Here is a 17,610-nt window from a genome sequence, read left to right as displayed (position 1 = left end):
GTATGCTGCTGCGCCGTGGCGGTACCGACCGGCTGGGTCCGGTCGGGGGCCAGCAGCGGCGGGAGGTCAGGATGCGACGGTGGTTGGCGGCGTTCGCCGGGGGTGGGGCGCTGGCCCTGACGCTGGCCGGGTGCGGCGCACCCGCCGGAGTCGACCGTGACCTCATCGACGACTGGCCGGCGCCCGTCGCGGCACAGCAGTTCGTCCCCGCTGCCGACGTCTGCCACCAGAGCTCCCAGCAGGTCGGCTTCCTGACCGGCTACAACCCGACGGCGTGCACCGAGTCGCACCGGGTGGAGACCATGCACGTCGGCACCCTCACCGGCCGGGGCGCCGAGGGCGGCACTCCCCCGCAGCCCGGCTCGGTCGGCATGCGGGCCGCGCAGGCCGGGTGCGACACGGCGGTCAACAAGGCGGTGGGCGCCGACTGGCGTTCCGGGCGGCTCGGCCTGACCGTCGTGCTGCCGTCGCCGCAGGCCTGGTCGGGCGGGGCCCGCTGGTACCGCTGCGACGTCACCGAGATCGCCAGCATCGACGACACCGCGGTGGACCTGCGCACCGGCAGCCTCCGGGGCGCGCTGTCCGGCGCGGCCCCGCTGGCGTACCGCTGCTTCAACCCGAAGCTGGTCAAGGACGACATCGACGAGATGGTGCCGGTCTCCTGCACCGCCAAGCACCACGCCGAGTTCGTCGGCGTCTGGCAGGCGCCGGACACCAGCTACGCCGAGTTCACCCGCGGCACCAAGCGGACCCACCGGGCCTGCCAGACGATGATCGCCAAGTACGCCAAGGTCCCGGACAACTCCCAGCTCGACTTCCGCGCCGGCACGATCTACTACCAGCCGTACGAGGAGGAGTGGCGCAACGGCAACCGGGGCGTGCAGTGCTTCCTCTGGATCTCCGACCGGGACCTGACCCGTTCGATGAAGAACGCCGGCACCAAGGGACTTCCGGTCACCTGAGCGCCCCGCGTCCGGCCGGTCGGTGACCGGCCGGACGCGTGGCTCGGATCAGCCTCGGCGCAGGACGGCGAGGAACATCGCGTCGGTGCCGTGCCGGTGTGGCCAGAGCTGCACGGTCGGCCCGTCGCCGAGACCGGGCATGCCGGCCGGCAGCAGCGGCCGGGCGTCCACGAAGTCCACCGGAACCCCGCTGCGGCGGGCCGCCTCGGTCACCGTCACGTGCGTCTCGACGGTGTGCGGCGAGCAGGTGACGTAGGCGACCAGGCCACCCGGGCGGACCGCCCGCAGCGCCGCGCCGAGCAGCTCCCGTTGCAGTCGGGTCAGCGGCGGCAGGTCGGACGGCTGGCGACGCCACCGCGACTCCGGCCGACGACGCAGCGAGCCCAGCCCGGTGCACGGCGCGTCCACCAGCACCCGGTCGAAGTGCTGCTCCGGCAGCTTCGGGTCGCCGCCGACGTCACGGCCGTCCATGGTCAGCACGGCCACCGGCAGGTCCCGGGTCGCCAGGGAGACCAGTCGGGCCCGGTGCTCGGCCACCTCCACCGCGGTCACCCGGGCACCCCGCTGCGCGGCCAGCGCGCCGAGCAACCCGGCCTTGCCACCCGGGCCGGCGCACAGGTCCAGCCAGCGCCCGTCCGGGCCGTCCAGCGGCGCGTCGGCGAGCGCCGCGGCCACCAGCTGGGAGCCCTCGTCCTGGACGTGGGCACGGCCATCGACCACGGCCGGGATGTCGCCCGGCGAGCCGCCGGGCAGATAGACGGCGTACGGCGAGAAGGCGCCGGGCGCGCCGCCGACCTGGTCAGCCAGCTCGACCGGGTCGATCAGGCCGGGCCGGGCGCACAGGTGCACCGGCGGGCGCTCATTGTCCTCGATCAGGAGGCGGGCCGTCTCACCCAGATCGCCGCCGAGCGCCTCGGAGAAGGCCCGCACGATCCACTGCGGATGGCTGTACGCCACCGCCAGGTGACCGACCGGGTCGGTCTCCATCGGTGGGGCGAGCTTCGCCACCCAGGCGTCCGCGTCACGGCTGGACACCTCGCGCAGCACCGCGTTGGCGAAGCCGGTGGCGCCCGGTGCGACCGAACGGACCAGGTCCACCGTCGACGAGACCGCGGCGTGCGCCGGCACCCGGGTGTGCAGCAACTGGTACGCCCCGAGCCGCAGCGCGTCGCGTACCGGCGGGTCGATCCGGGCCACGTCCCGGCCGGCCGCGTCGGTCAGGATCGCGTCCAACGTGCCCAGGTTGCGCAGGGTGCCGTAGGTCAGCTCGGTGGCGAAGGCGGCGTCCCGGCCGAACAGCCCCTCCTCCCGCAGGATGATGGGCAGCACCAGGTTGGCGAACGCGTCGTCACGGTGCACCGCCGCCACCGCCTCGTACGCGGCGCGGCGCGGTCGGTCCAGCGGTGGTCGGACCGGGCGGCGCTCCCCGCCACGGCCGGTCGACGGGCCGGAGCGCGTCGGTCGGGTTCCCTCCGGTGCCGTCACGCGAAGTCCTCTCCAGTGCCGACCCGGACGCCGCGCGCCCAGTCGGTCGCGCCCATCGCCCGCTTGCCCGCGGCGCGGACCTCGCCGAGCCGCACCGGCACGGTCGCCGTGCCGGCCAGCACCCGGGACTTCTCCACCAGCAACTCCCCCGGCTTCAGCTCGGGGCCGTCGGGCACCGGGACGACCGGGCCGAGCTTCACCCGCTCGTCGCGGAACATGGTCCAGCCGCCCGGCGCGGGCGTGCAGGCCCGGATCCGCCGATCCACGGCGAAGGCCGGGTCGCTCCAGCGCACCCGCGCGTCGTCCACGGTCAGCTTCGGCGCCAGTGACACCCCGTCGGCCGGCTGCGGCTCGGCGCGGGCGGTGCCGTCGGCGATCGCGTCGAGCACCGCCACCAGCAGCCCGGCGCCGGAATCGGCGAGCCGCTCCAGCAGGTCACCGGAGGTGTCGGCGGCGCGGATCTCGTCGGTCAGCGTGCCGTAGACCGGGCCGGTGTCCAGGCCCTCCTCGAGCTGGAAGACGCTGGCTCCGGTCAGCTCGTCACCGTGCAGCACGGCGTGCTGCACGGGCGCGGCGCCACGCCACGCGGGCAGCAGGGAGAAGTGCAGGTTGATCCAGCCGTGCCGGGGGATCTCCAGGGCCGCTGGCGGCACCAGCGCGCCGTAGGCGACCACCGGCACGCAGTCCGGCTCCAGCTCGCGTAGCCGGTCGAGGAACTCCGGGTCGCGGGGACGGGTCGGCGTGAGCACCTCGACGCCGTGCTCGTCGGCCCACGCGCCGACCGGGGAGCGGGACAGGCCCCGCCCACGCCCGGCGGGCGCGTCGGGCCGGGTGACCACGGCCACCAGCTCGTGTCGGGAGGCGGCGACGGCGGCCAGGGCGGGAACGGCGACGGCCGGCGTACCGGCGAAGATCACGCGCATCCGGGTCAGCGCCCCAGACCGAAGGGGTCGCTGATGTGCGGGCTGAGCTTGACCGTGGGCGGGGCCGCCGCGTCGTACCACTCGGCCTGGCGGATCGCCTTCATGGCTTCCTTGCGCCCCTCCGGGTCCAGTCGGTCCAGGAAGAGCACCCCGTCGAGGTGGTCGGTCTCGTGCTGCACGCAGCGCGCCATCAGGCCGGTGCCGACGATCTGCATCGGGTCGCCGAAGGAGCTGAAGCCCTTGGCGATGACGTTCTGCCGACGCTTGGTGTCGAAGTAGAGCCCGGGGATCGACAGGCAGCCCTCCGGGCCGTCCTGCTCCTCCTCGTCGGGGAACTCCAGCACCGGATTGATCAGGTGCCCGAGGACGTCGTCGACGTCGAAGGTGAACACCCGCAGGCTCACACCGAGCTGCGGCGCGGCGAGGCCGGCGCCGTTCTGCTCACGCATCGTGTCGGTGAGGTCGGCGACGAGCCGACGTAGCTCGGCGTCGAAGTCGACCACCGGATCGGCCGGCGTGCGCAGCACCGGATCCCCAAACAGACGGATGGGCTGGACGGTCACGCGGGACGGCTCCTTCTTGGGGTGGGACGAGCGGTGCCGTACCAGTCTACGGAGTGCCCGGCCACCCGCCGGGCGGCGCACCTCGATCAACCACGGCCGGTGTGCCCAGCGTCACCGGCAGACTCCCCGGCCAACAGGTCACGCACCCGCTCGGCGTCCGGATGGCCGAGATCGTCGAGGATGCCCAGGGCCCGGTGCCAGGTACGCGCGGCACCGGTCACGTCCCCCACCGCCTGCCGGCTCTCGCCGAGCCGGGACAGGGTGTCCGCCTCGTCGTAGCGGTCACTGACCCGCCGGTACAGCCCGAGCGCCCGCTGGAAACAGCGGATCGCGGCACGGTGGTCACCCAGTCGGGCGTGGATGAAGCCGAGGCTGTCCCAGGTGTTCGCCTCACCGTGGCGGTCACCTGTCGTCCGCAGCAGCGTCAACGCCTCCCGGCAGTGCCCGAGCGCCGGCTCGTACTGGCCGAGCTGGGCGTGCGCCCAACCCACGGCGTTGCGGGCGCTGGCCTCGCCGGCGACGTGACCGGCGGCCCGGTACAGCGCCAGGGCCCGCTCGCTCTGCTCCAGCGACTCGGCGTGCCGGCCGAGCCCGTCGAGCATCGCGCCGAACGCCCGGTGGGTACGCGCCTGGCCGGTGTGGTCAGCCAGCTCCGCGAAGATCGCCAGGGCCTGGCGGTAGTTCCTCGCCGCCTCCTTCACCCGGCCCAGCCGGGACAGCACCCGGGCGAGGTCGCGGTGGGCGTTCGCCTGCCCTGATCGGTCACCGGCCCGCTGCGCCCCGGCCAGGGCGTTGCGCTGGGCCACGGCCAGGTCCGGCCACCGTCCCCGGCGTTGCAGGAAGTCGACCAGTGTCCAGGCCAGCTGCCAGGCATGACCGTCGAACCCGGCCCGCCTCGCGTGGTCGACCGCCGCCAGCAGCACCGGGTACTCGATGCTGAACCAGGCGAGCGCCTGCTCGAGGTCGGTGATCTCCTCGGGTGCCACGCCCGGTGCGGCGGCGGCGAGGGCGACCGGGTCCCGGCCCGGTTGCAGCAGCAGCGCCGCCGCGTGGGCGCTGTGCAGGTAGTGGTCCAGCCCGCGCCGGATCGCGGCCCGCCGGGCCTGCGCCGGTTCGAGACGTTCGGCCTGCTCGGCCGCGTACGCCCGGAGCAGGTCGTGCGCGCCGAACCGGCCGGGGGCGTGCTCGGTGACGAGGTGCGCGTGGGCCAGCTCCGCCAGCAGCCGGGGCGCCTGGGCCCGGGGCAGCCCGGCCAGACTGGCCGCTGCGGCGAACCCGATGTCCGGCCCCGGATGGCAGCCGAAGAGTCGGAACAGATGCGCCGCCGCCGGGGTCAGGTTCCGGTACGACCAGGAGAAGACGGCCTGCACGTCGGTGCCGGCGTCCCCTCCGTCGAACGAGTCGAGTGGTCGCGGCGCCGCCCGCAATTCGGCCGCGAGGGTGGCCAGTGGGAACGTCGGCTTCTCCGCGGCTCTCGCGGCGAGTACGGCCAGCGCCAGCGGCAGCCGGGCACACCGCTCGATGATCTCGTCCACCGCCTGCGGCTCGGCCGCCAACCGGTCCGCGCCGAGCCGTCGGGCCAACAGTTGCCAGGCCTCGGCGGTGCTGAGCAGGTCGACGCCGATCGGCCGGGCGCCGCCGGTGGCGATCAGGCCGGCGAGCCGGTTGCGGCTGGTGACCAGGACCAGGCAGCTCGGGCTGCCGACCAGCAGGGGCCGGACCTGGTCGGCGTCGCGGGCGTTGTCCAGCAGCACCAGCATCCGGCGGCCGGCGAGCAGGCTGCGGTAGAGGCCCACCTGCGCGGGCAGGTGGGTGGGGATGTGTTCGGGCGGCACCTCAAGGGCCTCCAGGAAGCCCCGCACCGCCTCGACGGCGGTCACCACCGTGCCGGTGGAGTCGAACCCGCGCAGGTCGACGTAGAGCTGGCCGTCCGGGAAGCGATCGGCGACCCGGTGCGCCCAGTTGACGGCGAGGGTCGTCTTGCCGACCCCGGCCGTACCGGACAACGTCATGACGGCGACCGACGCCATGCCGTCGTCCCCGGCCGCCACGGCACCGGCGCATGCCGCGTCGAGCTGCGCGAGTTGGGTCGCGCGTCCGACGAACCCGGGCAGCGCCGGGGGCAGTTGGCGGGGCACCGGGAACCGGGGGGACGTGCCAGCGGTGCGCGGGCCGCCGGCTCTGGCCCGCGCGACCGCTCGCCCGGCGGCCGCGTGGTCCCGGGTCGGGCGTCGACGTCGCTCCTCGACCCGGTCCCGCGCGGTGGCCAGCACCCCCTGCTCGGCGGGGGTCGCCCCGAGCAGTCGGATGAGGGCGTCGAACCGCTCCGGCGGCGGCAGGATGTTGCCGGCGAAGTACTCCCCGATGATTCCCCGCGACCAGCCGGTCTTCGCGGCCAGCTGCCGGTACGTCAGCAGGGTCTCGCCCTGCTGCCGGGCTTCGCGACGGCGCAACTGGCGCAGCAACCCGGCCAGCTCCGGCAGTGTGTGCGTCTCGGTGCCGGCGCGGGCCAGCTCGAACGCGCCGGGCGACCCGTGTGACGTGTGATGGGTGCCGGAAGGCACCCACTGCTCGGACATGCGGCCCCCACCCCCGGTCATCCGGCCCCCCGGATACGCACGGGCAGGGTAATTCCGGCCGCTCGCCACTCGATAGACAGCTGCCAATGTATGACAGTTCCACTGCGGATCGTCCCCGTCCGGCGGTGTCCAACGGTGTCCAGCCCCGTCCAGGATCCGCGCCGCGGCGCCGATGCCCCTGCCACCGTCTTGGTGCGGGCTCGGCCCGCTCCACGAACCCTGGGGGAAGAGGTACCCGATGATCCGTCCACACCCGACCACCCGACGCCCCGTGGCGATGCTGCGTCGCGTCGCCGTCACCGCGATCGGTCTCACCCTGCTCGTCGCGGGCCTGACCGCCACCCCGGCCACCGCCGCACCGGGCGGCAAGGCCGCCACCACCGGATCCTTCGTCGACAGCACACCGGTGCCCGGCGGCTTCGCCTCCTGGTCGGAGCTGCTCCGGTTGCAGCAGCGGATGAACACCGCCGCCGCCCGGATCACGAACGCGGCGCAGCGCAGCGCGAGCTCCGGCTTCGCCGGTATCGTCGCCGACCCCACCACCCGTCAGCTCCAGGTCTACTGGAAGGGCGAGCCACCCGCCAACCTGGTGGCCACCGCCCGGGCCACCGTCGCCACCCAGGTGCTGCCCGCCGCGTACACACAGCGGGAACTCTTCGTCGCGGCGGACCGGCTGCGGGCCGCGGCCGGCAACAAGATCACCACGGTCGGGCCGCGCGCCGACGGCGCCGGCCTGCTCGTCGGGACGCAGGACGGGCTGCTCGGCGCGACGGCTCTCGCCGGCGTACCGGTGACCGTGCAGACCGGGGTCGCCGCCGCCCCCGCGACCCGATGGGACGACACGGCGCCGTGGTGGGGTGGCGCCGCGTGGCGCAACACCGCCACCGGCGGTGGCTGCTCGACCGGCTTCGGGGTCTTCCAGGGCGGGGTGGCGCGGATGCTCTCCGCCGCGCACTGCGCCAACCTCAACGTCCTCGCGACCGACCCGACCGGGCAGACGATCGGCATCGTCGGAACCCGCAACACCGGCACCGACACCCTGCTCCTCGCGGGCAGCTCGGGCGGCCGGGTCTTCAACAACAGCACCAATGCCGCCGGTGCGGTGGTCAGCGAGTTCAGCAACCAGGTGATCGGCGCGACGGCCAGCCAGGTCGGCAACTTCGTCTGCACCTCCGGCGCGTACTCCGGCACCCGGTGCTCGATCCAGGTGAAGGCCCGCAACCTCTGCATCAACGTCCGCAACTTCGGCACGGTCTGCGGTCAGGTGCAGGCGGAGAACACCACCCGCACCAACGCCGTCGGTCAGGGTGACAGCGGCGGCCCGGTGGAGATCGTGAACGCGGCGAACAACCTCCAGGTCTGGGCGACCGGCACCAACACCGCCATCGACGACACCAACACCGCGGTCGCCTGTACCGGCTACGTGACCACCGGTCGGGTCTGCGCCTGGCGGATGTACTACGAGGACATCTTCTCCGGCATGGCCGGGGTGGGCGCCTCAGGCGTCATTCTCGGCTGAGGCGTCTCGGCGACCGCCGTACGACTCGGTGGCCGGGCCGGCGCGCGTACCCCGCGCGTCGGCCCGGCCTCGCGCTGGGTTCAGACGCTGGCGCCCGGGTCGCCCGCGAGCACCGCGTCGCCGCGGAGCAGGGCGGGCTCGGGCAGCGGCAGTTGGATCTTGTGAGCCGCCTCCCAGTCGTAGATCAGGCCGGGGCGCACCTGGGCGGCGAAGTAGTCGATCGCCGTCATCCCACCCACGACCGGCTCGTCGACCTCGGCGACCAGCTGGGCGGGGACCAGGGAGAACCCGTTCTGCAGCGCGGCGCTCAGGCGGCGGTGACCGTCGACGACGAAGAAGTACTCGCCGGTGAACCCGATCTTCAGCGGTTCGAGGGCCTCGTCACCGGCCTCGGCCACCCCACCGACGAAGTCGGTGTCCCACAGACCCCGCAGGGTGGCGATGTCCTCGGTCGGGTAGACCCGGGCCGGGTCCAGCAGCAGCAGCGGCGGTGCGTCGCGCAGCACCTCGGCGCCGAGCGTGCCCTCGTACGCGGCCACGATGTGCTCGATCACCTCGGCGGCGGACGCCCGGGTGGTGTCGCAGATCAGGTCATAGTTGCGCAGCCGGGCCTTGTCCACCCCGTAACGGATGATGAACCGGCTGCGCTCGCTCGCGCTGCGCTCACGGAGCTTGGCCTTCGCCTCCTCCAGGGAGCCGTAGCTCTCCGCCGGCCCGGACGGTCGGGCGAGCACCCGGCGGGCCGCCTCGCCCGGCTCGGTGATCATGTGCACCTTGAGCGCGTCGGTGAAGAAGTGCCAGGCCAGCCGGGAGTCCATGATGAGGCGCTCACCGGAGGCGGCGATGTCCCGCTGGAGCTGGTCGACGTAGCCGTCGACGGCCTGGTCGAGCTCGGCGTGCAGGTTGAGTTGCAGCGCGGTCATCTGCCGCTGCTGCGCCATCTCCCGGTAGAGGTCCCCCACGCTGACCCGGCGCATGCCGAGCCGCTTGGCGATCTCGACCGACACGGTGCTCTTGCCGCTGCCGAGGTCGCCGTTGAAGACGATCGATTGTCCAACGGTCACGACTGGTCCACCCCTGATCACCGGCTCATTGACATCATCGACCTCGCGCCCGACGGACGCGTTCCCGCCATCGGCGCGCCATCCCGCGACGGCTCCAGCTCGGCGCGGCTGACGCCCCCTCGCGACCTGGAGCCCGTCGTACGCCTTGGCATGACGGGCGATGCTACCACTCGGATGCCACCGCTTTGCCGGACGCGGTGTGCGAGGGCCACCGCAGCGGGAGAGGTCCGCCACCGTCGGCACCGGCCGAAACTTCTCAGAACAGGCTCAGCGGATCGACCTGGAGACGAACCGGATCGGCGGCCTTGCGGGCGGCCCGAACGCCGGCGGCCGAGTGCAACGCCTCGGCGAGCGCGGCAGCCCGGGCCCGGGGCACCCGGACCAACATCCGCTCCCGGCCCTCCTCGGCCGGCACCGGCCCGAGCACCTCGGCGTCGTCCGGCAGCCGGGCCGCGGCCAGCAGGTCCGCCACCGCCTCGGCCGCTCCGGTGACGCTCGCCATCCGAACCGCCGGCGGGAATCCCAGCTCGCGGCGCTCGGCCAACTCCCGACCGGCGAACCAGCCGGCGTCCCAGCGCAGCAGTGCCTGCACCGGGGCGAGCGCGCCGTCGGCGACCACCACCACCCGACCGGCCGGTGCCGGGCGGGCCAGCGCCGCCGCCGCCAGCCAGCGGCGCAGCGCCTCCTCGCCGGCGCGCAGGTCGGCCCGGGTCAGCAGGGCCCACGAGTCGAGCAGCAACACCGCGCCGTAGCCGCCGTCGGCGACCGGCTCGGCGCCTGGGGTGGCGACCACCAGGGCCGCGCCGCCGGGCACGTCGGTCAGCACCTCCTCGCGCCCCGAGGTGCGCACCGACACGCCGGGGAACGCCCGGCCCAGCTCCTCGGCGGTCCGCCGGGCACCGGTCACCGCGGCCCGCAGCCGCCGCCCACCGCACTCCGGGCAGGCGTACGCGGCCGCCACCCGGGCGCACCACCGGCAGGCCGGGGTGCCGCCGGCCGAGGGCAGCGCGAGCGGGCCGGCACAGTGCGCGCAGCGGGCCGGGGTGCGGCACTCGGCGCAGGAGATCGACGGCAGGTAGCCGCGTCGGGGCACCTGCACCAGCACCGGCAGGTCCTGCCGGAGCGCGTCGCGGGCAGCCGTCCAGGCCAGGCTGGGCAGCCGGGCGGTGGCGGCCCCGGGGTCACGGGCCAGTTGGGGGTCGTCCCCGGTGGGCGCGATGGCCGGGATCCGCGCCCGCACGGTGCTCCGGTCGGCGACCACCTCCCGAGCCCAGCCGGTCTCCACCAGCAGCTGCGCCTCGGCCGTCCGGGCGTACCCGCCGACCAGCGCGCCGGCCTCGGCGAGGTGCACCCGGGTGAGCAGCACGTCGCGGGCGTGCGGGTAGGGCGCCCGGGGCTCGGAGTGCAGGTCGTCACCGTCGTCCCAGATCGCCACGAGGCCGAGCCGGGCCACCGGGGCGAACATCGCCGCCCGGGTACCGATCACCACCGGCACCTGGCCCCGGCGGGCGGCGAGGAAGGCCCGGTACCGCCGGGCGGGACCGAGGGCGGCGGAGAGGCTGACGTGTCGCCCCGGGCCGAGGACGGTGGTGAGCGCGGCGTCGAGGCGGTCGAGGTCACGCGCGTCGGGCACCACGACCAGCGCGCCACGCCCGCCGGCGACGGTGGCCGCCACCGCGTCGGCGTAGCGGGCCGCCCAGTCCTCACCGGGCAGCGCCGACCAGACCGCGCGGGGCGCCCGTCCGTCGGCCAGCGCCCGCAGCAGGGCCGGGCCGGTCGGGTAGTCGCGCCACCCGCCCGGGTCGACCGCCTCGGTGCGGGCCGCCGGGGTGGGCTGGTCGTCGCGGGGCTCCTTCTCCACCCGGGCGTGCCGGGGTGGCACGGCGAGCCGCAGCACGTCGGCGAGGCTGCCCGCGTACCGGTCGGCGACCGCCCGGGCCAGCCGGGCGACCTCCGGGGCCAGCACCGGCTCCGGCGAGACCACCTTCTCCAGGTACGCGAGGCGGCCGGTGTGCCCGGAGTCGTCGGCGCGCGACAGCAACCATCCGTCGACGAGCTGCCCGGCGAAGCGCACCTTCACCCGGGTCCCGGGGACCGCCACCTCGTCCAGCTCCGCCGGCACCAGGTAGTCGAACGGCCGGTCCAGGTGTGCCAGCGGCACATCCACGCAGACGCGCGCGACCGGCGACCCATCCGCGGGTCGCCGGTCGCTGCGCTTGGTGGCGGTCAGGCTCCCGCGGCCGACTTGAGGTCGGCGGCCCGGTCGGTGCTCTCCCAGGTCAGGTCCGGCAGTTCCCGGCCGAAGTGGCCGTACGCGGCGGTCTGCTGGTAGATCGGGCGGAGCAGGTTGAGGTCCCGGATGATCGCGGCCGGACGCAGGTCGAACACCTCGGTGACGGCCTTCTCGATCGAGGAGACGGGCACGGTCTCGGTGCCGAACGTCTCGATGAAGAGGCTCACCGGGTGCGCCTTGCCGATGGCGTAGGCGACCTGCGCCTCGCACCGCTCGGCCAGACCGGCGGCGACCACGTTCTTGGCCACCCAGCGCATCGCGTACGCCGCCGAGCGGTCCACCTTGGACGGGTCCTTGCCGGAGAACGCGCCGCCTCCGTGGCGGGCGTACCCGCCGTAGGTGTCGACGATGATCTTGCGACCGGTCAGCCCGGCGTCACCCATCGGGCCGCCGATCTCGAACCGGCCGGTCGGGTTGACCAGCAGCCGGTAGCCGTCGGTGTCCAGACCGAGGCTCTCCAGCTCCGGGGCGATCACGTGGTCGCGCACGTCCGGGGTGAGCAGCGAGTCCAGCGAGATGTCGGCGGCGTGCTGGCTGGACACGACCACGGTGTTCAGCCGGACCGGGCGCAGCCCCTCGTACTCGATGGTGACCTGGGTCTTGCCGTCCGGCCGCAGGTACGGGATCGTGCCGTCCTTGCGCACCGCGGAGAGGCGGCGGGCCAGCCGGTGGGCGAGCGCGATCGGCAGCGGCATCAGCTCGGGCGTCTCCGAGCAGGCGAAGCCGAACATCATGCCCTGGTCGCCGGCGCCCTGCGCGTCCAGCGCGCTCTCCGACGCCCCGGTCCGCAGCTCGAACGCGTTGTCCACGCCCTGCGCGATGTCCTCGGACTGCGCGCCGATGGAGACGCTGACCCCACAGGAGGCGCCGTCGAAGCCCTTCTTCGACGAGTCGTAGCCGATGTCGAGGATGGTCCGGCGGACGATCGTCGGGATGTCGGCGTACGCCTTCGTGGTCACCTCGCCGGCGATGTGCACCTGACCGGTGGTGATCATGGTCTCCACCGCCACGCGGCTGTGGGGGTCCTCGGCCAACAGCGCGTCGAGGATGCCATCGCTGATCTGGTCAGCGATCTTGTCCGGGTGGCCTTCCGTGACCGATTCGGACGTGAAGAGACGGCGTGTCACGGCACTCCTAAGCGTGTGAGGTCGTTCCGCGGCAGTCTAATCACCACTGCGGCCGGTGTCGGGATCGGTCGCGCCCTGTTCCACCCGTCAGGAGCGGCCGGGCAGCCGCGCCACGACGAGATCCCAGACGGCGTCGGCCACGGCTTCCTTGGCCTGCTCGGGCAGCCGGCTGACCGAACCGTCCGCGCCGATGACCGTCACCGTGTTGGTGTCGGCGCCGAAGACCAGGTCCGGACCGACCTCGTTGACCACGATCAGGTCGGCCCGCTTCCGGGCGAGTTTCGCCCGGCCGTTGGCCTCGGCATCGCCGGTCTCGGCGGCGAACACCACCAGCACCTGCCCTGGTCGTTTGCGCTGGCCCAGCTCCGCCGCGATGTCCGGGTTCGTGACGAGCTCGATGGTGGGCGCGACACCGTCGTCCGACTTCTTGATTTTGCCAGGCGCGTACGTCGCGGGCCGGAAATCGGCCGGAGCCGCCGCCATCACCACCGCGTCGGCCTCGACGGCGGCCTTGACGGTCGCCTCCCGCAGCTCGGCGGTGGTGCCCACCCGGACCAGGTCGACGCCGGCCGGGTCGGCGAGGCCGACGTTGGCCGCGATCAGGGTGACCCGGGCGCCCCGGGCGACCGCCGCGCGGGCGAACGCGTACCCCTGCTTGCCCGACGAGCGGTTACCCAGGAAGCGGACCGGGTCCAGGGGCTCGCGGGTGCCACCGGCGGTGACGACCACCCGGCGGCCGGCCAGGTCGGCGGGGGCGGACTCGCCACGGGCCAGCAACCGACCGGCGACGGCGAAGATCTCCGCCGGGTCGGGCAGCCGGCCCTTGCCGGTGTCGGCCCCGGTGAGCCGGCCGACGGCGGGCTCGATGACCCGCACACCCCGGGAGCGCAGCGTGGCGACGTTGGCCACGGTGGCGGGATGCTCCCACATCTCGGTGTGCATGGCCGGGGCCAGCAGGACCGGGCAGCGGGCGGTCAGCAGGGTGTTGGTCAGCAGGTCGTCGGCGAGGCCGTGGGCGGCCTTGGCGAGCAGGTCGGTGGTGGTCGGCGCGACCACCACCAGGTCTGCCTGCTTACCGAGCCGGACGTGCGGCACCTCGTGGACGTCGGTCCAGACGTCGTCAGCGACGGGTTGACCGGAGAGCGCGGCCCAGGTCGGCGCTCCAACGAAGCGGAGCGCCGACGCGGTTGGCACGACCCGAACCCGGTGACCCGATTCGGTGAAGAGTCGCAGCAGCTCGCACGCCTTGTAGGCGGCGATGCCGCCACCGACCCCGAGGACGATCGAGGCGGACATCGGCCAGCGGGTGCTTACGGCTGGTCGGTCGGCTCGGCGGTGAGCAGGCCCGAGTTGATCTCGCGCATGGCGATCGAGAGGGGCTTCTCCTGCGGGGTGGTCTCGACGAGCGGGCCGACGTACTCCAGCAGACCCTCACCGAGCTGGCTGTAGTAGGCGTTGACCTGGCGCGCGCGCTTGGCGGCGAAGATGACCAGCGCGTACTTCGACGTCGTCTTCTCGAGGAGCTCGTCGATCGGCGGGTTGGTGATGCCTTCGGGGTTGGCGATGGATCCCACGAATTAACCTCTGCGTCTTTCGAGCCGCGCGGACGCGGTGCTGAGTCTCAACGGCGGCCGACCGTCAGCCACGCACGCGCGACCAGGCCGGATCCGGATAAGAAGAACCGAGTAAGCCTACCAGCTCGTCGACCACCCGTTCGGTGTGGTCGTGGGTCAGGGTGTGCTCGACGGTGGCGGCCACGGTCGCGTCGGGCGCGTACCCGGGTGGGCTCAACAGCACCAGCCGGACGTCCGGCAGGCGCGCCCGGACCAGGGGAGCCCCGCGCAGGTCGAGCGAGAGCAGCACCGGCTGCCCGGCGTCGAGCCGGGCGCGCAGCGGCGGGTACGGGGTGCCCCGGCGGTGCGAACCGATCCGGGACCACTCCAGCAGCTCGCCGGCGACGATCCGTCGATCGAACTCGGCGGGGGCGAGGAAGACGCGGTCCACCCCGTCGATCTCCGACTCCCGGCGCGGCCTGGTGGTCGCCGCAACCGGGATCCACACGGACGGAGAACGCGCCCGGACGAGCTCGACGACACTCTCCCTGCCGGAACCCGAAGGTCCAGCCAGGACAGTGAGCCGAGCCGCCGGGCGCGCCTCGTCATCCGTGCTCACTGCTTGTTTCTACACGCTGCCAGGTTCAGTTGGCGGCGAACTCTCCAAGCAGTGCCTTGCGCTGCTGCTCGCCGAGGCCACGCAGGCGACGGCTGTCGGCGATCTTGAGCTTCTCCATGATCTGGGTAGCCCGGATCTTGCCGATGCCCGGCATGGCCTGCAGGACGGCCGACACCTTGAGCTTGCCTACGACGTCGTCGCTCTCGGCCCGCTCGAGGACGGCACCGAGGGTGGTCTTGCCCTGCTTGAGCTGCTCCTTCAGCTGAGCACGGGCCTTGCGGATCTCCGCGGCCTTCTCGAGCGCGGCAGCGCGTTGTTCGGGGGTCAGTGACGGGAGCGGCACCAGTTCTCCTCAGGTCCCTATCGCGGCGTGCGGGGCGCACCGCCGCATCTGTGAAACGTGGTGTCGCTGTGAACCAAGGGGTCCATGGTTCCCAGCGCGGGGAAAACTAGCGGCCAACGGAGCTTTCGGCAACGTGGGGGCCGCATGATCACCGTAGAGTGACCGACCCGTCAGTCAGTCACCGGGCAGGCAGGACGGCCCGGCAGTCGACCAACACCCGGTCCGCGGCGGCCCGCAGCGCGGCCACATCGGGGCCGGCCGAGAGCACTTCCCGGGAGTACGACGGGAGCACCGAGGCGAGGCTCGAACCGAAGACGGTACGCAGATCGGCTGCGCCGGCACCCTGTGCGCCGAGCCCCGGCGCGAGCAGTGGGCCCCCCACACCGGAGAGGTCGTGACCGGTGTCACCGATGGTCGCGCCGACCACCAGACCGAAGCTCCCGAGCGGGGACGCACCCCTGTTGAGCTGGGAAATCTCGTCGATCACGGTCTGCGCGACAGTGCGGCCGTCGGCCGTGACGGCCCGCTGCACGGCCGCGCCCTCGGGGTTGGAGGTGAGGGCCAGCACGAACACTCCGCCGCCGTGCTCGGCGGCCAGCTCGAACATCGGCGCCAGCGAACCGACGCCGAGGTAGGGGCTCGCGGTGACCGCGTCGACATACACGGGGCTGGATGGATCAAGGTACGCGGCGGCGTACGCGCTCACCGTCGAGCCGATGTCGCCGCGCTTGACGTCGAGCAGAACGAGCGAGCCGGCATCCCGTAACTGTCGGATAGTTGACTCAAGAATGGCCACACCTCGGGAGCCGAATCGCTCAAAAAAGGCCGACTGAGGCTTGACTACCGCAACCCGGTCACCGAGGGCTTCCACCACGGTCCGGCTGAACCGGTCGAGCCCCGCGACGTCGTCCGGGAGGCCCCACTGGGCCAGCAGACCGGGATGCGGGTCGATGCCCACACAGAGTGGGCCCCGCTCGGTGATCGCCCGGTGCAGCCGGGTACCGAAGCTCTCCATCGGAGTGTTCCCCTCTTCTCGTCCGGGCGGCTGCCCCGCCCGGGTAACCCGTCGACCCGGTGACCGGGCCGACTCAGCCAGCCGCCACCGCCGCCGCCACCCCGGCCGCGATCCGGGCCAGGTCGGCGTCGTCGGTGACGTACGGCGGCATCGTGTAGACCAGGTCGCGGAACGGACGCAGCCACACCCCCTGGGCGACCGCGGCCGCGGTCGCCGCGCCCAGGTCGACCTCGTGATCGAGCTGGACCACGCCGATCGCGCCGAGCACCCGTACGTCGGCCACGCCCGGCGTGCCGCGCAGGGGCTCCAGACCGGCGCGCAGGCCGGCGCCGACCCTGGCGACCTGGCCGGCCCAGTCCCCGGCCCGCAGCAGCCCGAGGGAGGCGTTCGCCACCGCGCAGGCCAGCGGGTTGCCCATGAACGTGGGCCCGTGCGCCAGCACACCGGTGGCCGAGATGCCCCGGGCGACCTGCGGGGTGCACAGGGTCGCCGCGAGGGTCAGGTACCCACCGGTCAGCGCCTTGCCCACGCACAGCACGTCCGGCGTCACCCCGGCGTGCTCCGCGGCGAACATCTCGCCGGTACGGCCGAACCCGGTGGCGATCTCGTCGAAGATCAGCAGAATCCCGTGCGCGCGGGTCACCTCTCGCAGCACCCGCAGGTAACCCGGGTGGTGGAAGCGCATCCCGCCGGCGCCCTGGACGACGGGCTCGACGATCACGGCGGCCAGTTCGTCGGCGTACCGCTCGACCGTCTCCACCAGCGCCGCCAGGTATGCGTCGTCGGGCGGATCGGTGAAGCCGCCCGGCGGGACGGGAGCGAACACCTGCCGAGGCAGCACGTCGCCCCACAGGTGATGCATCCCGCCCTCCGGGTCGCAGACGCTCATCGGATGGAACGTGTCGCCGTGGTAGCCACCCCGCCAGGTCGCCAGCCGGCGCCGCTGGGGCCGCCCGATGGCCCGCTGGTACTGCAGGCACATCTTCACCGCCACCTCGACGCTGACCGAGCCGGAGTCGGCCAGGAACACGTGCTCCAAGCCGTCCGGGGTCAGCTCGACCAGCGTCCGGGCGAGCCGCACCGCTGGCTCGTGGGTGAGCCCGCCGAACATCACGTGGCTCATCCGGCCGAGCTGGTCGGTCACCGCCGCGTCCAGCACCGGGTGCCGGTAGCCGTGGATCGCCGCCCACCAGGACGACATCCCGTCCACCAGCTCCCGCCCGTCGGCCAGGGTCAGCCGTACCCCCTCGGCGCCGCGCACCACGTACGGCGGGTTGGCCGGCGGCAGCGCGGCGTACGGGTGCCAGACGTGCGCCCGGTCAGCGGCCAGGATCTCCTCGGGTGTCACGCGTACTCCTCTGCGCCTCAAGCGGTCCGGACGGCGGACGTCCTGCGGCCGGGTCGAACCTCACCGCCGCTTCCATTTCCGCTGCCTTTGCTCTGCACCCGCGGACGCGACACCCGGTGGCCCGGTGTCGCGCTCCGGGTGGTGCACCCACGGGTGCAGAGCAAAGGGACAACAGCGGGCGTGGGCTCCTCGGCGCGGAGCGGGCTCGGCACCCGGC

General features: G+C 73.6%; 15 protein-coding genes. 2 read left to right on the top strand and 13 right to left on the bottom strand.

Annotated features, from left to right (window positions below; all coding sequences use genetic code 11):
• Positions 1–71 precede the first annotated feature (71 nt).
• Entirely contained in the window at positions 72–962 is an 891-nt protein-coding gene (locus tag AC5L30_RS09355) for a septum formation family protein (protein WP_494866492.1), read from the top strand.
• Between the two features lie 48 nt (positions 963–1,010).
• Here the strand turns inward: AC5L30_RS09355 and AC5L30_RS09350 are convergent, their stop codons facing one another.
• The 4 genes from AC5L30_RS09350 to AC5L30_RS09335 form a co-directional block, all read right to left on the bottom strand.
• The gene (locus AC5L30_RS09350) at positions 1,011–2,489 is read right to left on the bottom strand and encodes an RsmB/NOP family class I SAM-dependent RNA methyltransferase (RefSeq protein ID WP_494866576.1); all 1,479 of its coding nucleotides are present in this window, start codon (positions 2,487–2,489) and stop codon (positions 1,011–1,013) included.
• Positions 2,444–3,370 carry a methionyl-tRNA formyltransferase gene (fmt, locus tag AC5L30_RS09345; protein WP_494866491.1) on the bottom strand — a complete coding sequence of 309 codons (927 nt, stop codon included), beginning with the start codon at positions 3,368–3,370 and terminating at the stop codon, positions 2,444–2,446. The genes AC5L30_RS09350 and fmt overlap by 46 nt, the downstream gene beginning before the upstream one ends.
• Before the next feature lie 5 nt (positions 3,371–3,375).
• The gene (gene def / locus AC5L30_RS09340) at positions 3,376–3,933 is read right to left on the bottom strand and encodes a peptide deformylase (protein ID WP_357189739.1); all 558 of its coding nucleotides are present in this window, start codon (positions 3,931–3,933) and stop codon (positions 3,376–3,378) included.
• Positions 3,934–4,019: 86 nt separating this feature from the next.
• Positions 4,020–6,512 carry an ATP-binding protein gene (locus AC5L30_RS09335; RefSeq protein ID WP_494866490.1) on the bottom strand — a complete coding sequence of 831 codons (2,493 nt, stop codon included), beginning with the start codon at positions 6,510–6,512 and terminating at the stop codon, positions 4,020–4,022.
• A gap of 238 nt (positions 6,513–6,750) precedes the next feature.
• Here AC5L30_RS09335 and AC5L30_RS09330 point away from each other — a divergent pair, with 238 nt between their 5' ends.
• Positions 6,751–8,031, top strand: a complete 1,281-nt coding sequence (locus AC5L30_RS09330) for a chymotrypsin family serine protease (protein ID WP_494866488.1) — start codon at positions 6,751–6,753, stop codon at positions 8,029–8,031.
• An 80-nt stretch (positions 8,032–8,111) separates the two neighbouring features.
• Here the strand turns inward: AC5L30_RS09330 and AC5L30_RS09325 are convergent, their stop codons facing one another.
• The 9 genes from AC5L30_RS09325 to AC5L30_RS09285 all read right to left on the bottom strand — a co-directional run bounded on the left by AC5L30_RS09325 (position 8,112) and on the right by AC5L30_RS09285 (position 17,393).
• Positions 8,112–9,095: an AAA family ATPase gene (locus tag AC5L30_RS09325; protein WP_494866487.1), complete on the bottom strand. Its 984-nt coding sequence runs from the start codon at positions 9,093–9,095 to the stop codon at positions 8,112–8,114.
• Between the two features lie 256 nt (positions 9,096–9,351).
• Positions 9,352–11,325, bottom strand: a complete 1,974-nt coding sequence (locus tag AC5L30_RS09320) for a primosomal protein N' (RefSeq protein ID WP_494866575.1) — start codon at positions 11,323–11,325, stop codon at positions 9,352–9,354.
• The gene (gene metK / locus AC5L30_RS09315; RefSeq protein WP_354945685.1) at positions 11,322–12,515 is read right to left on the bottom strand and encodes a methionine adenosyltransferase; all 1,194 of its coding nucleotides are present in this window, start codon (positions 12,513–12,515) and stop codon (positions 11,322–11,324) included. The genes AC5L30_RS09320 and metK overlap by 4 nt, the downstream gene beginning before the upstream one ends.
• Positions 12,516–12,602: 87 nt before the next feature.
• On the bottom strand, positions 12,603–13,811 hold the full coding sequence (coaBC, locus tag AC5L30_RS09310; RefSeq protein WP_494866485.1) for a bifunctional phosphopantothenoylcysteine decarboxylase/phosphopantothenate--cysteine ligase CoaBC: 1,209 nt from the start codon (positions 13,809–13,811) through the stop codon (positions 12,603–12,605).
• 14 nt (positions 13,812–13,825) lie between these two features.
• On the bottom strand, positions 13,826–14,089 hold the full coding sequence (gene rpoZ / locus AC5L30_RS09305; RefSeq protein WP_030335666.1) for a DNA-directed RNA polymerase subunit omega: 264 nt from the start codon (positions 14,087–14,089) through the stop codon (positions 13,826–13,828).
• Positions 14,090–14,153: 64 nt separating this feature from the next.
• Entirely contained in the window at positions 14,154–14,687 is a 534-nt protein-coding gene (locus AC5L30_RS09300) for a nucleoside/nucleotide kinase family protein (RefSeq protein WP_494866484.1), read from the bottom strand.
• Between the two features lie 25 nt (positions 14,688–14,712).
• Positions 14,713–15,030, bottom strand: a complete 318-nt coding sequence (gene mihF / locus AC5L30_RS09295; RefSeq protein ID WP_030335662.1) for an integration host factor, actinobacterial type — start codon at positions 15,028–15,030, stop codon at positions 14,713–14,715.
• A gap of 178 nt (positions 15,031–15,208) precedes the next feature.
• Positions 15,209–16,045, bottom strand: coding sequence for an orotidine-5'-phosphate decarboxylase (pyrF, locus tag AC5L30_RS09290; protein ID WP_433318206.1), 837 nt, complete (start codon positions 16,043–16,045; stop codon positions 15,209–15,211).
• Positions 16,046–16,118: 73 nt separating this feature from the next.
• Positions 16,119–17,393, bottom strand: coding sequence for an adenosylmethionine--8-amino-7-oxononanoate transaminase (locus AC5L30_RS09285; RefSeq protein ID WP_494866482.1), 1,275 nt, complete (start codon positions 17,391–17,393; stop codon positions 16,119–16,121).
• Positions 17,394–17,610 lie beyond the last annotated feature (217 nt).

It is taken from the genome of Micromonospora sp. BQ32, from assembly GCF_059358895.1.
The sequence above is the reverse complement of the archived record's forward strand: the minus strand, read 5'-3'. Positions and strand labels throughout refer to the sequence as shown.